This window comes from Alcanivorax sp. NBRC 102024, assembly GCF_001602235.1.
In the GTDB taxonomy this organism is placed as follows: domain Bacteria; phylum Pseudomonadota; class Gammaproteobacteria; order Pseudomonadales; family Alcanivoracaceae; genus Alcanivorax.
Map to the genome: position 1 here is coordinate 230,832 of NZ_BDAS01000005.1, position 15,711 is coordinate 246,542.

Sequence of the window (15,711 nt, forward strand, 5' to 3'; positions counted from 1 at the left end):
CCGTCATCCTCCCCGATGCCGCGATGGAAAAGCGGGCTGGTGCATACCCTGTCGCTACTGCTGATCTGGCAGCCCATGCTGCTGTCCGCCCAGCCCATCACGCCCACCCATGGCACCAATGGGCGGCCCACCCTGGATCAGGCAGCCAATGGGGTGCCGGTGGTCAATATCCAGAATCCCAATGGCAAGGGTGTCTCGCAGAATTTCTACAATGACCTCAACGTCAGCGATAAAGGCCTGGTCCTCAACAACAGCCAGACGCTCACCCAGACCCAGCTGGGCGGTTACATCGAAGGTAACCCCAACCTGAAAAACGGCTCCGCCAGCCTGATCCTCAATGAAGTCATCGGCCAGAACCCCTCCAACCTGGCGGGCTACATCGAAGTGGGCGGCGCCCGCGCCGATGTAGTGGTGGCCAACCCCAATGGCATCAGCTGTAACGGCTGTGGCTTCATCAATACGAACCACGCCACCCTGACCACCGGGCAATCCATCATGGAAGACGGGGAATTGCACGGCTTTGATGTGCAGGGCGGCGCCGTGTCCATTCTTGGTGAGGGTCTGAATGCCTCCAACACCGAACGTTTCGACATTATCGCCCGCTCCGTGACCCTGGCGGGTGAGCTGCATGCGGACCGTCTGAACATCGTCACCGGCCAGCAAAAGGTAGACCGGCAGACCCTGGCCACCCGCAACGCCACCAGCGATGGCGACAAACCCCAGTTCGCCATCGACTCCTCGGCCCTGGGCGGCATGTACGCCAACCGCATCCGGCTGATCGCCAACGAAGACGGCGTCGGGATGAAACTGGATGCGCCGGTGGCGGCGCAGAATGGGGACTTGGTGCTTTCCGCCAATGGTAGCGTGGTTTTTGCGGATGCCAGTGCTACTGAGAATATGCAACTCGCTAGCACAGGGCAGCTTACCTTGGGTGGCCGTACGGTGGCAGGTGAAACGATGGCGGTAACCAGCGGGGCTCTCGCGATACAGTCAGAGCAGGTCAGCGCCAGGAATCTTGCAGTCGAGTCGGTCGACACCCGCGTGAATGAAGGTTCTGCGCTTTATGCCACAGATACCCTTTCAATAAACGGCGACAGCCTGGTTAATGAGGGAGAAATTGCCGGTAATGGGTTATCACTCACGGTTAATGAACAGGTAGAGAATCAGGGCGACATCCTTGCGGATGAGTCCATGGCCTTGACCGCAGGTTCGCTCGCAAACAATGGAACCCTAAGAGCAGGGAAATCTGCTCAGATTGAGACTCAAGGGGCGATTGTCAATGCAGGGGAGGTAGTCGCCGGCGAGAATGTTGTGATTGAGAGTGTATCGGGTGATATCAGCAACAGTGGCCTGGTGACAGCTGAGCAGTCTCTCTCAATAAGCGCCAGTAATATCATCAATGACAGCGGTGGCGTTGTTAGGGCTCAGGATAGCATGGGGATCGCTGCCACCGGTTCTTTATCCAATGCCGGCAATATTGTTGGGAAAAACTTTCTGGATGTTACGGCGCAAGACGTTATCAATGAAAGGGGGACTGAAGCGGTCAACGGCGATGGTGTGCTCGGAGCTGAGCAGTCGCTGCGAATTCAGTCTGAGACATTGGTTAACCAGGGAGGCGCCTTGATTGGCTCTGGGAATAGTATGGAGCTCCTGGTGACTGATGCACTGACCAATGATTCATCCAGCATTCAGTCACTGGGTAGCATTTATATCGGTGCGGCTTACCCCGATATGACGGAGGGCATGACGGAAGGAGAACGGGCCCAAGCGATTGACGCAGCCAAAAATAACCAAGTAAGAAATGATCAGGGTGAAATTGTCTCCATGAATGGAGATATTACGATTTTCACCCGCCATCTAGATAATAGCCGCGAGATAAATCTTTCCAAGGATTACAGCGTCACCGCAGAAGACTTGCTCGAAGCCAATTGGCTAGCATTACAAGATGATGACCCCCTAAATGATGTGATCAAGCTCATGGCGAATAATGCCGAAATGAGCAAAGAGGACTGGGCATTTGTTTTTGATCCGAATGTCTATGCAATTCCGTTGTACTCGTCTTCGGCCAGCCAGCGCCATGCTTCGGTAGACTATTGGCTAACCCAGTATACAAATTACCTCAATCGCTCTCTAGGAGCCGGGCTTTCAAGTGCTCAAATCGAAACCATCAGAAGAAAACTGGTAGGAAACAAAGAGTTTTATGATGGCGGTAGACATCCCAGCTATTACGAATATTCAGGTAATAGTGAATCGACGGCTATTAATGTGGGCGGCGCGAAGAACCCATTAGCGGAAACCATGTGGATCATCAGCAGAGTTGCACAGATAATCAAAGAAATCGATACCGATAAATACAATAATCTGCTTGGCAAGGTTAAAACCCGGTTGGTTGAACATGCCGGTACATTGAATGTCTGGCAGTCGGCCTGTGGCGACCAACGATCAGACTGGCGATCAGGCGGGGAGTCCTGCGATAACAACTTTGTCAGATATTACCAGTTTAGTGATGATCGCTACGATGATGTTATCGATCCTAATTCGGATAATGCTCCTTCACTCATTTCATCAGGTAACAACCTGGTGATTTACGGAGATCGAATCGATAACCGCTATAGCACCCTGTCTTCTGTCGGGGATATGCATCTGGAAGGAGACAGCTTGACCAATGAAAGTTTCAGGTTGCAGCGCCACTTTAATGTTCGGTGGGGTTGGGCTCACTGGCATAACTACAAGCACAACCCCGATCCGGGCTGGCGTCCTTGGGAATATAACGGCTATAGGGAAAAGACCGTCGATCTGTTAGATGAAGAGGGAAATCCAACGGTAATCAATAGCGTGATTGCCGCAGGCGGGAATGTCACTGGCAACCTTGAAGATAAGATCGAAAATGCAGAACGAACCCGTGATGACGACGGTTTCGATTTTGATGAAGACGAATACGTAAGAAAAGATGATACAGGTTCAGGTGAAGGGGAAACCGGTAATGATGGTGAGCCTCCGGCTGATTACGTTAATTGGGGTGGAAGTGATATTGCACGTGTTATTAATACCATTACCTCCCGGACGCTAGAGCTGCTTGAGCGTCACAATAGTCTGTTTACTCTCAACCTGGACCCGAATCATCCGTATCTGATTGAGACCAACCCGTTGTTTGCGAGCCTGGACGGCTTTCTCGGTTCCTCCTACTTGATTAATCGACTTGGCCTTACGCCCAATGTTACTACAAAACGCCTTGGGGATAGTTATTATGAAACCTCGCTGATCCGCGATGCAGTCATTGCGGCCACAGGCACCCGTTTCCTCGACCCTAATTTTGAGAGCGATCAGGATCAGTTCAGCTGGTTGATGGAAAATGCCATCGCTTCAGCGGAATCCCTCGAGCTGTCTGTGGGGGTTAGTCTAAACAGCGACCAGGTCAATGCGTTGCAGCACGACATCGTCTGGATGGAAGAACAGGATGTGGCGGGTTACAAGGTCCTTGTGCCAGTGCTTTATCTTGCGCCCGGCAGCGCGGATCTGACGAAAGAAGGGGCGGTGATATCGGGTAACACTATCAACCTTGAAGCCGATGGTGTGGGCAATAGTGGTGTCATCGCTTCACGCCAGGAAATGACAGTCATCGCGGGTGATCAAGGTGTGGTAAATAACCAGGGCAACATGCAGGCAGGTGGCTTGATGCTGGTTGATAGCCAGGGCGATATCAAGAACCAGAGCGCTAGCATTCAGGGTCGTGATGTGGCGCTGCAAAGTCAGGGCAGCATTATCAATGAGGTAGACGCTGACTATATTGAAGAAACCCGGGATGGCGACGACTATTGGCGTACGGAATATGGCGATGCCGGTCAAATCAAAGCCACGGGCGATGTCACCCTGAATGCCGGCGAGCATATTGTTGTTACAGGTAGCCGGATCGCCGGCGAGAATGTCGGCATGCAGGCCGCAGGAAACATCCAGATAGAGAGTCTGGACGTCAGCGAGGGGTTTGATGGTCGGCATGCCGGCGGTGCCTACCAGTACCGGCAAGTGCGTCAACTTGGCAGCGAGATCGAAGCCACCCTGAATGTGCTGGCCACGGTGGGCAATAGCATCGGCATTACCGCATCCACCCTCAATGCCGGCGGCGACATCGGTCTGACCGCGCTACAAGGGGATATCCTCATCCAGGCGGCGGCGAATGAAGATTACGATCACTACCACGCCAAAAGCAGCGATGAAGAACGTACCCGCACCAACCACACCGTGCGCCAACAACAAAGCGCCCTGAATGCCGGGGGGAACCTGAGCCTGGACGCGGGCAACAACCTGATTGCCATCGCTGCCAAGCTGGAAAGCGGCGGTGACATGCATCTGAAAGCCGGCAATGACATTGCCCTGCTGGCCGCACAAAACAGCGATTACCACTTCGCGGAAACCGACAAGGACGGCGACTACGGCGCCAAAAGTCACCGCAAGGATGAAGTCCAGAAAATCACCAATCTCACCACCGAACTGAACGCAGGTGGCAACCTGGTCATCGACAGCGAAGGTAACCAGCACTATCAGGCGGCACAAATCCGCAGTGACGGCGACATCACCCTCGAAAGCGGCGGGCACATCACCTTTGAAGCGGTGAAGTATCTGGTGCGGGAAACCCATGAAAAAAGCCAGGGAGATTTGGCATGGCAGAAGATGGAAGGCGAGGGCTTTACCGACGAAACCCTGCTGCAAACGGCCATTGTGGCCCAGGGCAACCTGGCCATTGAGGCCGCCGAAGGGCTCACCATCGACGTGAAACAGATCGACCAGGCGTCGGTGAGCGGCATGATCGACGGCATGGTGGCCAACAACCCGGACCTGGCCTGGCTGAAAGAAGCGGAAGCCCGCGGTGATGTGAACTGGCAACAGGTCAAGGAAATCCACGATAGCTGGGACTACGAGAGCCAGAGCATGGGCGCGGCCAGTGCCTTGGTGGTGGCGATTGTGGTGACGGTGCTGACGGCGGGGGCTGGCGGCGCCATAGCAGGCACCGTTGGTGCCAGTACCACCGGCGCCACAGCCACCGTAGCAGGTGCAATGGCGACCAGTGCGGCCACCAGCGGCGCCTCGGCCCTGATCAACAACCAGGGTGATCTGGGTGCCACACTGGATAGCCTTGATCACTCTGAGACTTATCAGGGGCTTGCGGTTACCGGTGTCACGGCGGGCCTTATGTATGGTCTGGATGGCATGTTCAGCAAGTGGGACTACGGCAAGGTCGAGACAAAGAGCATCAACAACATCACCAAGGGCTTTGATCTGGGCAACGCCAAGGGCATTGCCGGCTTCACTTTGCACAACACCGCTCAGGCGGGCATTCAAGCGGGCGTCAGCAGCAGTATTTATGGCACCAGCTTTAGTGATGCCTTCAAAACCAGCCTGGAAAGCCAGGGTAATAATGTGTTGTCGGCGGTGGCGTTTCACAAAGTCGGTGACTTGGCTGATGGCTGGATGAAAACAGATGCTCAAGGCAGCAATGTTTCGGGCGTTCACTTCTGGAAAGAAGGCGGGCTGGGCCGCACGGGCTTGCATGCGCTGGCTGGCGGTGCAGTAACACAAGTTACCCATGGCGACTTCAGTACCGGCGCCATTGCTGCTGGGGCTAATCAGTTGGCGGCGGGCTTCCTGACCGAGACTGTAGGAAATGCCTACGACCCGGTTAAGGAGAAAACCCAATATGAAGCCTGGCGCACAGCCGCATCGCAACTAACTGGTCTGGCAGCCGCTGTGGCGGCAGACAAGGACGTTAATCAGGGAGCCTGGATTGCCAAACAGGCAGACACCTACAACCGTCAACTCCACCCGGATGAAATCGCCTTCGCCATGGACGATGACCGAGTGGCGAAATTCGCGGACCAGTTTGGGCTAACGGAAGACCAGGCCCGTCAGGAGCTGATGCGTTCCGGTGCTGCCGCCATGGATGAAGGTTGGGCGAACGCTCTGGCTGGCGATGATGCCAATACTGTTCGGGCGCGTGAGTTCCTGGGGGCTGAGCTTCAGGAAGCCGGGCGAACAGATTTGTTTCAGGTGACGGAAGCGGAATTCCAAAACCAGCGTATTGGCTTGAAAGAGCTATTCGCAGATAGCGAGTCATTGAGTTACGTCAGTAACTATGCGGCCATACAGCGTGACTTTAGTGATGCGCAGACCGTGCAATCCATTGATAGTGCTCGAAGGCAAGGAGCTTCAGATGGTGTCAATGGTTTCCTGGAAGGTATGGGGCAAGCGGGAGCGTTGACTTTCGGTGAGCTTACCTATGCCTTGGCGCATCCTGGTGATGCGGTAGATCGTTGGGGAGACATTGCCGAAGACTTGAGCTATGCAGGCGTAGAAACCCGCTTGCAATTGATGCAAGGCCAACATGAAGGTGTGGAATATAACCTCAACAAAACCGCCACGGAAATGGGGCTTGGGTTTGGCTTGGGAGCGGCGGGTGCTCCGGATATGCTGGGCTATGGCTTAGCCAGGGTACCACTGTCGCTTAAGAAGAATAATGTTGGCGGGGAGGTACCTGATGGGTCATCACTAGGGCAAGGGGGCGCTCTGAGGAGACATAATCAAGGCAATAACGGTTCGTTTGACGCTGAAGCAAATTTTGGTTATTTGCCACCGCTGAGGCAGAAATACGTTAAGGATGTCTATGATCTGCAAATTGAAGTTGATGCTATGCGTAATGCTGGGCTCTCTCCAGAAGAAATAGCTCACTATGCTTCGAGTCGTAGAAATGAGATAAAAAAGCCTATCTTAGAGGCTACTCCACCTGATTTTTTGGAAAAGATAAGGCAGCGTAATTTAGAGAAATACCAAAATGAATCAGGCCCCACAATCGATCAATTGAGGGCATCGGGTAAGTCTTGGGAGGAAATTACAGATGGTGCCACTAGGGCGGGTGGAGGAGACTTATTCTAATGGGAAGATTACAGTTTCAGAAAGGTTACCCCAAGATAGTAAAAATGGCATCTGGACACTTAAGTCTTGAATTATCGGGCCAGGTCTCTTTTAACGGGTTTCCTGATTATGCCGAGTTATTTTTGTCCACTGTTGGTGGCATCCTCAAAGAAAGGAACGATTCAATAATTATGTGTATATGGGAGGTTGTAATTAATGATTGTAGGTATCGTCTCGTGTATGACGACTACCCGCTAGGCGTGTTTCTTGAATCGGACAATGATAGAAGCGATGGCGAATTAAGCAGAATAAAAAAAATGTTAGAAGCGGTGTCCCTTCCGCCGTCCGGCGATAATCAGGGTGATGAATAGGTTGCCCCGTAGTAGCGAGGGTCAGATCTTGCCCCGTGCGTCAAAGGATGACGAAAAGCAATAATCGGGGACACGCACAACTTTCGTGTTGGTGATATCAAGAACCAGAGCGGCACCCTGCGAGGCAATGGGGTAGTGCTGCAAAGCCAGGGTGACATCATCCACGAGGCCTGGCCGGAGCGAGTGGAAGAGCAATGGCACAACGGCAACCACTGGCGTATCGACCATCGCGATGCCGGGGTGATCGACTCCACCGGCGACGTGGTCATGAATGCCGGTGAACATATCCAGATCACTGGCAGCCGTATCAGCGGTGAGACCGTGGGCATGCAGGCCGGCGGCAACATCGAGATTGGCAGCCTGACCACGGGTAGCGGCTTCAAGGGCCAGGCCAACGGCGGTGCCTACCAGTACCGGCAAGTGCGTCAACTTGGCAGCGAGATCGAAGCCACCCTGAATGTGCTGGCCACGGTGGGCAATAGCATCGGCATTACCGCATCCACCCTCAATGCCGGCGGCGACATCGGTCTGACCGCGCTACAAGGGGATATCCTCATCCAGGCGGCGGCGAATGAAGATTACGATCACTACCACGCCAAAAGCAGCGATGAAGAACGTACCCGCACCAACCACACCGTGCGCCAACAACAAAGCGCCCTGAATGCCGGGGGGAACCTGAGCCTGGACGCGGGCAACAACCTGATTGCCATCGCTGCCAAGTTGGAAAGCGGTGGCGACATGCATCTGAAAGCCGGCAATGACATTGCGCTGCTGGCCGCGCAAAACAGCGATTACCACTTCGCGGAAACCGACAAGGACGGCGACTACGGCGCCAAAAGTCACCGCAAGGATGAAGTCCAGAAAATCACCAACCTCACCACCGAGCTGAACGCAGGTGGCAACCTGGTCATCGATAGCGAAGGCGACCAGCACTATCAGGCGGCACAAATCCGCAGTGACGGCGACATCACAATCGAAAGCGGCGGGCACATCACCTTTGAAGCGGTGAAGGATCTGGTGCGGGAAACCCATGAAAAAAGCCAGGGAGATTTGGCCTGGCAGAAGATGGAAGGCGAGGGCTTTACCGACGAAACCCTGCTGCAAACGGCCATTGTGGCCCAGGGCAACCTGGCCATTGAGGCCGCCGAAGGGCTCACCATCGATGTGAAACAGATCGACCAGGCGTCGGTGAGCGGCATGATCGACGGCATGGTGGCCAACAACCCGGACCTGGCCTGGCTGAAAGAAGCGGAAGCCCGCGGTGATGTGAACTGGCAACAGGTCAAGGAAATCCACGACAGCTGGGACTACGAGAGCCAGAGCATGGGCGCTGCTGCGGCATTGGTGGTGGCGATTGTGGTGACGGTGTTGACGGCGGGGATAAAAAATAAGGTAAAAAAAATAAGGGACACGCATTAATTGGAGATTTTTTTACACTGAGCGAAGTAGATAGCTGATGTTTTACTGATTGTTTGCTCAGTATTGTCGGGCCATGGATATGCAAGGAGGCTAACCATGACTCGCGCCCGCTATACTCAGGTATCTCTGGACTCTACACCCTATTACCACTGTATCTGTCACTGCGTACGGCGGGCCTTCTTTGTGGGAAGGATCACTATTCCGGCCAGGATTACGAAAATCTCAGTCAGTGGACGATCGGCCGTCGGGCAATCCTGGCGGAGGTCTTTGCTATCGATCTCTGTGCCTATTCTGTGATGTCCAATCACTACCATCTGGTTCTCCGCATCAATCAAAAAAAGGCCATGAGTTGGACAGAACAAGAGGTTGCCGAGCTCTGAATGCAACTATTCAGTGGCCCTCTTATCGTGAAGCGCTGGACCAAAGGACAGACTGAGGAGGGTGAATCCCTCAAGGCGCTGGACATCATTGGTCAATGGCGTGAGCGGCTTCATGACCTGGGTTGGTTTATGAAATGCCTAAATGAGTATCTCGGCAGGCGAGCCAACGAAGAGGACTGCTGCAATGCATGGCGTATGTGGATCTCAACCCTGTCCGGGCCGGTATGGCGAGAACACCAGAGAGATCCGATTACTCCTCAGTCCAGCAACGTGCCAGAAAGCTGGCAGGGAGTCAGTGCGCTAAGCAACCAGTTCTTCTTCCGATGGTAGACGCAGAGACCGTCGATGCTGACGATGATCACACGCTTTGTCCGTCCCGGCTGATGGACTATCTGGAGCTTGTGGACTGTACGGGAAGGGCAGTGAGAGATGATAAGCGAGGATCAATATCTGGGCAAGCCATGAGAATACTGGACCGCCTGGGGATAGACGAGAAAGTCTGGCTTTCGCATATGAGACGCAGAAAACAGCGTCACACTGTGGCGGTAGGCGCCTTGGCCAGGCTTCGTGAGTATGCCCAGGAAACGGGCAGGAAATGGGTGGCAGGGCAAAGCCCGGCGGGGTGGTAGGGTGTGGTTTTTCTTGTTTGAATTTATGGGTGTCCCCTAATTTTCTTTAAGACAATGCTTGCGATGTCAGTGAGCGAAAACCCCGGTTGCTCGGTTTTTTTTTGGAGAGAGACTGGTCTGCAAATATAAGATCCAATCAATTATTGCCCCTATAGCTCTTGGGTTTTTGTTAATACAATAAAATAGAATAGCCCCATCAATTTTGATGGGGCTTAACATCTAGTGATATTTCCGCACTAAGCCTGTAGACAAGAGCATCAACAAAATGAGATGGGTTAGGCTGCCCCCGCTGCTACTTCCAGTGTCTTCTTTCTTTTCTGGTTTGCTGCCTTCCTTTAACTCGAAGCTTCTGGCGTAAATGTCCGGGGCGCCTTCATCGTTTTCAATCCAGCTTTCCCATGCGGCCATCAGTATGCCATTTCCGTCCATATGCAGGGATACATGGTTTTCCTCTGTGTTGGTGAAGCTGGTTGCTTGCGTAGGGGGTTCCATTACGCCATTGGCGGTTAATTTTTGAATGTAAAGAGATTTTCCTAGGCCATCGTTATTGTTTCTGCTCCAGGCAATGAAGGCGTTGCCTTTGTTGTCTGAAGTTATGCCGGAAACTATGTCGCTACTGGGTGTGTTGTTGATGTGGATTTTTCCTAGTGCGCCATTCTTTTCAATAATGCGACCTTGGGGTGACTCGCTTCTTTCTTTTCCTGTGTCCCAAAAAGAAAGGAATGAGCTTTCGTCAAAATCTGTCAAAAATATATTGCTGGGATAGTCTTCGAATTCACCAAGCAATAATGAATTCCCTATTTGGGAATTGTTTTGTGCGAAAAGTGCACCGCGAATGGAGTATTCGGGTTTGGGATTTGGGTCTTCTTGCGAGATTATGGAGTTATCCCAGCTGGCCCAAGCAATCAGTGCATTGCCGTCATTGTCGAGTGAAACGGCGGGTTTTCTTCCCATGTTGCTTGAGTTGTCTAAGCTATAGTTAGTTACTGTTTCGCCAATTGGGGAACCATTTTTATTATAACGTTTGAACTTTATAGCATTGTTCTGTTTTTCTTTTGTTATTCTGTTTGGGAATGTTTGCCAGGCGATAACAAGGCTGTTGGCATTGCTGGACAATGCTGGAAGCGCCTCTTTGTCGGTTGTGTTAGCAACGCTTAGTGCAGGAGCAGACGGTGTGCCATCTTGGTTGAAAAACTGAATGGCTAGATCGTAGTCGTCATCTGTCTCATCATCAGGGTTTGAGACCTCTGACCAAGCGAGAGCAAAAGATCCGTCTTTCCACATGGTTACTGCGAAATGTGGATAGTCATCAGCTCTGGGTATTCTGGCGATGTTGGCTGTTGATGGCACCAAGGTGGTTTCTGGCCCAACGGCTTCTAGGTGCTCGTTGTAAAACTGCCCAAGAATGGCAGGGCCATTATTTTCTATGCGATCTTCTGATGACCAAACGATAAGACGATGATTGTTTTGATTAGAAACAATATGGGGCGTTGCTTCATACCCTGAGGATGTGGTGTTAACTAAATGTTCCGGCCCAAGGGCTTCTAGTGCAGAAAAAGCAGTAGATGGGGCTACAGTGAAAGTAGTAATTAATACAGATAATATTTTACAGAAAAGTCGATGCTGGGGCATATCTAGTTCCCGTATTAGAAAATAAAAATGGGGTATGAGAAATTTTATGGGAGGCGATTATAGTTTCGATGTTGGTTTATTTCTGTAGGAGAAGGCTTACATGCAATGCGAAAAATCGTTTTTGTGAACTTGGTTCTTATCAAGTTTCTTGATTGGCTCATCTGTTATGAGATCACTATACAAAGGTGTTGGGTAAAGTCGTGCGATTTCGATAGCCTTCAAAGCGTCCGTTGAGAGCGAATTATTGTGGAAAGTGATATTCATGGCTTTAGCGTGTTAGGGGGGGTAAGTAAAGTGGACAATATATGGCGGGCCTTGGCTGACAAACCAAGTGCTTCCTTAACCCCATTTGTGGGCGGTGCTATGCATGTTAACGTGAATGCCGGTTCAACCTAATCGGCTGCCATCAAGGAGCACTCTGTGGCCGCATCCCTGCCGTTTTCCCTGCTGGAACTGGCCTCCGTCCGTGAGGGCGACACCATTGGGCAGACCCTGGCTAACAGCGTGGCCTATGCCCGCCATGCGCAAGCTCTGGGCTTCAAGCGCTTCTGGCTGGCCGAGCATCACAACATGGAGGGCATCAGCAGTGCGGCCACCGCGGTGCTGATCGGTCATATCGCCAATGCCACGGAGACCATCCGGGTGGGCTCCGGTGGAGTGATGTTGCCTAACCACCCGCCTCTGGTTATCGCCGAACAGTTCGGGACCCTGGAAATCCTGCATCCCGGCCGGATTGATCTGGGGTTGGGGCGGGCCCCGGGCACCGACCCGATGACCAGCCGCGCCCTGCGCCGTGAGGGTCTGGGTGCCGAGCAGTTCCCCCATGACGTGGCCGAATTGCAGCGGCTTTTGGGGCCGCTGGATCGTTCCCGGTCGGTCAACGCCATTCCCGGTGCCGGCACCGAGGTGCCGATCTGGTTGCTGGGGTCCAGCCTCTATAGTGCCCAGCTGGCGGCCCAGCGGGGGTTGCCCTATGCCTTTGCCGGGCATTTTGCGCCGCGATTGTACCGCGAGGCGTTGGGTCTCTACCGGGAGCAGTTTCAGCCGTCGGCGCAGCTGGACAAGCCCTACGCCATGCTGGCGGTACCGGCGGTGGCGGCGGAAACCGATGAGGAGGCCCGTTTTCTGGCCACCACCAGCTATCAGCGCATTCTGTCCCTTTTCCGGGGGCAGCCCCTGTGGATGCGTCCGCCAGTGGAGAGCATGCAGGGCCTATGGAATCCGCAGGAAGAAGACGGGGTCAGAGGCTTTCTGGCCCTGCAGTTGCTGGGGACTGCCAGCGCGATTCAGGGGCAGCTGGATCAATTGCTGGATACCGTGGAAGTGGATGAACTGATGGTAACCGTGGATCTGTTCGACCCGGAGAAGCGTCGTCATGCCCTGGATATTCTGGCGTCGCTGCCGCAGTTTCGTCGTGAGCAGTAGCGACAGCGTCAGACTCCGTTGGAGCTTTGCTCGCAAAGCGAATGGCCTTCGCCTTGTGAACAAGGCTCCAACGGAATAGGGAGGGGCTAGCGCTGTTGTTTTTTTGCAGGAAGGCCGCGCAACGCAAGCAGCAGCCCGGCGAGCACAGTGAGAAGGCCTGGTGCACCTCCGCCACCACCACCGCCAAAGCCGCCACTGCCACCGCCTGGGGCCGGGGCCGCTGAAGGGTAACGCAGGGTCAGGGTGACACTGGAGTCGCTATCATAGGGGACATCCCCGTCAGCAGAGAAACCGCTCAAGGTGATGCTCTGACTGTCACCGGTATCCGAAGCAAAAATCAGGTTGAGTGTTCGGCTGGACGAGGCGGGGACATTGCCTGCCGGACAGCGTACCGGGTTGGACAGTGAACAACCCAGTGCGTCGGCGTTGCTCAAGGTGGTGTTCCTTGGCAGGGCAAAGCGGACCTCACCATTGCCAGCAAGATTGATCGTGGAGCGGTTAGTGAGCGTGACGACGACCCGGGTCTCATTGGCACTGCCACTCTGCTGGACTGCCGAGAGGGCCAGGTCCGGCTTGTCGGAGAACACCACCCGTTGCTCAATGCGATTATTGCGACGCCGGTAATCATCCTCGATGGCGCTGGCGGTGATGCCCACCGTGACCACCTGATCGGCGCCGCCGTTACCGTCAATGACCAGATCCCGGGTAAGGCTGCCCTCGGCGGACAGGTTGTCTGCGAGGCGACAGCGGTTGCCAGAGAGCAAGCCGCCGCACCCGGACCAGTCGCCACTGGCCACCGTGTTACCGCTGAGGCTGAAGGCCAGTGCCGGGTCAGTGGCAGGGTTTTCCTGGCTGCCATTCTTCAGGGCCAGGGTGAGGGTCTGGCTGCCGCCGGGGGGTTGGTAATAGTACTGCGGTGGTGGTGTTGTCCATTCGGGGAGTAGATCCACCAGCGGAATCCCTTCCAGAGCGGTCAATACTTCCAGCTCCCGGGTCTCCGCGGACAAATGGGTGTAACCGGACGGCGCACCGGTGGCGCAGTTGCGCAGGCCGAAACTGGTCAGGCCCACCAGCCAGGGTTGAGGATCACGGCCCAGAAACAGGGGGCCGCCGCTGTCACCGAAGCAGGAATCCTGCTGGACACCGTCCTGAGGATTCAGCTCGGCGGCACACACGGCAAAGTCGGTGATGGTCAGGCTCGAGAGCGCACGGCATCGTTGCTGGGGGATGTAGTCCAGTTGCACCTCTTGCAACACATTGCTGAGGCTGCCATTCCCGGTGTCCCCCCATCCGAGAGCTGTCACAGACTCATCCAGCTCAGCAGTGCTTTGCTGTTCCAGCGCCTCAAAACGTTCCTCGCTGATAATGCTGGGCCAGCGGGTGTTGTTGCGGGTATCGATACGCAGCAGGGCCAGGTCGCGGTTCAGGTTCTGGTATTGGCGGTGAATGAGGATCCGTCTGACAGGGATGCCGTTTTGCGGAATGTTATTGCGATCTAGGTCGTTGCGGTCGGTGTCGCCGATAAACACGAAGGTACGACTCTCTTCCGCGGGAGCGCCGTTCAGGTATTCCATGCAATGGGCGGCAGTCACCAGCCATTCCGGGCTCAGGTGGCTGGCGCCGCAGAGCAGATAGCCGCTCACACTGGGATCATCCACGGCCACCTGGGCCATCCACGGCCAGCGGTCAGGTGCCGGTTCGCCACCCACAATACGGGGGGTGGCGGTGTCAGCGAGGAGGCTGGAAAAGGGAAGAGTGACCAACCCCGCCAGCAGAGCGATACGACGGAACATGACGGCTGCCTTGCACGTTTTTGACTAGTTTATCGCCTTTCGCGGCAAGGCAGTGTGAGCCTTGTGTATCTGACCCGCGTTCACTCCATGGCGGTAGGCGCTCAATGCATGGGCGGGGCGTGGGCCAGCCAGTGGTCGTTGTCGTCCCGGGTGCGGGCCATGGAGCTCTGCAGGTGAGCCAGGGCCTGCTCCAGGGCCGCATCGCCATCGCTCAAAGTCATGATGGCGGCGCGCAGCCCAGGGTGGCGGTCGCGCAGATCGTTAAGCAGCTGCTCGGCGGCGGCGGTGGCCGTGCAGGGCAGCAGCAGGGCGAGATGCTGTTCATCGTAGCGTGCCGCCACGTCACTGCGGCGGATGCGATGAGCCACCCGGTTGGCCAGCTGGGGCAGCTCGTCGTGTCGGACCAGCGCCAGGGTCAGGGGCGAGGAAATCCGGTCGTGCAGTGGCACCAGCCAGCCGGCGGTGCTGACCAGTGCCTCGCGGCTGATGAAATCCGTGTCCGGATCCCGCCAGGTGGCTTCCAGGGCCGCCCGTGCCAGGGCCTGGTTGCGCCAGATCATCAGCCCGAAATAGAGCATGCAGGCACTCAGGGCGATGACCAGGAACAGGCTTGCCGAGGCTGTTGGCGTGGTCACATAACTGAGCCGGATTGGCAACACGAAGGCCAGCACGATTTCCGCACCGGCCAGCATGATCAGAAAACGTTTGATGCCATGCAGCAGGCCGTTGCTGAGCACGGCGATAAACAGCAGCGCCATGGTGGGCGGCGGATTGCCCGGGTCCAGCAGCAGTACGATACCCAGGGTCAGCAGATCCAGGCCGGAAGCGAACGCATCGCCATTGGCCGGTCGCCAGAACACCAGTAACAACTGCAGGCCCACATAGGCGGCAAACAGCAGCCAGGGGGTGGCCTTGGGCAGGGTAAAAAAGAAGTTGTCCGCATGGTGGAAATAAATCACGGCCAGGGCGGCAAACAGGGCCCGGGCCAGGTACTGCATGATCACCACACCCTGATCCGAGGTGATACGGCTGGAAGTCGTCATGATTCATCGATCCCCGGTTATTTATGGAGCCTATGTTGCGTCAGGGCCTCTCCGGAATAAAGATGTCCGGCACGGGAATGTTGTTAAAAATGCGTTTTTTTGCCGATGTCATGGCC

8 protein-coding genes are annotated in these 15,711 nt (G+C 54.9%); 5 read left to right on the forward strand and 3 right to left on the reverse strand.

The features are described from left to right. The first annotated feature begins 39 nt into the window (after nucleotides 1-39). The 4 genes from A0251_RS10515 (at nucleotide 40) to A0251_RS17635 (ending at nucleotide 9,403) form a co-directional block, all read left to right on the forward strand. Nucleotides 40-6,924 (forward strand): DUF637 domain-containing protein, encoded by a 6,885-nt coding sequence (locus A0251_RS10515; protein ID WP_062816794.1) that lies wholly within the window; start codon nucleotides 40-42, stop codon nucleotides 6,922-6,924. Then, nucleotides 6,924-7,274: a DUF3630 family protein gene (locus A0251_RS10520; RefSeq protein ID WP_062816795.1), complete on the forward strand. Its 351-nt coding sequence runs from the start codon at nucleotides 6,924-6,926 to the stop codon at nucleotides 7,272-7,274. Before A0251_RS10515 ends, A0251_RS10520 begins: the two co-directional genes overlap by 1 nt. A 135-nt stretch (nucleotides 7,275-7,409) precedes the next feature. Then, nucleotides 7,410-8,693 (forward strand): hemagglutinin repeat-containing protein, encoded by a 1,284-nt coding sequence (locus tag A0251_RS10525; protein ID WP_062816796.1) that lies wholly within the window; start codon nucleotides 7,410-7,412, stop codon nucleotides 8,691-8,693. Nucleotides 8,694-9,073: 380 nt separating this feature from the next. After that, the gene (locus A0251_RS17635) at nucleotides 9,074-9,403 is read left to right on the forward strand and encodes a hypothetical protein (protein ID WP_231874211.1); all 330 of its coding nucleotides are present in this window, start codon (nucleotides 9,074-9,076) and stop codon (nucleotides 9,401-9,403) included. Nucleotides 9,404-9,921: 518 nt separating this feature from the next. On the opposite strand, the gene A0251_RS10535 is transcribed toward A0251_RS17635, so the two are convergent. Further along, the gene (locus A0251_RS10535) at nucleotides 9,922-11,334 is read right to left on the reverse strand and encodes a hypothetical protein (RefSeq protein ID WP_156478275.1); all 1,413 of its coding nucleotides are present in this window, start codon (nucleotides 11,332-11,334) and stop codon (nucleotides 9,922-9,924) included. Nucleotides 11,335-11,754: 420 nt separating this feature from the next. Between A0251_RS10535 and A0251_RS10540 the strand changes: the two genes are divergently transcribed. Continuing rightward, nucleotides 11,755-12,759, forward strand: a complete 1,005-nt coding sequence (locus A0251_RS10540) for an LLM class flavin-dependent oxidoreductase (protein WP_197461903.1) — start codon at nucleotides 11,755-11,757, stop codon at nucleotides 12,757-12,759. An 86-nt stretch (nucleotides 12,760-12,845) separates the two neighbouring features. Here the strand turns inward: A0251_RS10540 and A0251_RS10545 are convergent, their stop codons facing one another. After that, nucleotides 12,846-14,552, reverse strand: a complete 1,707-nt coding sequence (locus A0251_RS10545) for a serine protease (protein ID WP_062816799.1) — start codon at nucleotides 14,550-14,552, stop codon at nucleotides 12,846-12,848. 101 nt (nucleotides 14,553-14,653) lie between these two features. After that, the gene (locus tag A0251_RS10550; protein ID WP_062816800.1) at nucleotides 14,654-15,595 is read right to left on the reverse strand and encodes a hypothetical protein; all 942 of its coding nucleotides are present in this window, start codon (nucleotides 15,593-15,595) and stop codon (nucleotides 14,654-14,656) included. Nucleotides 15,596-15,711 lie beyond the last annotated feature (116 nt).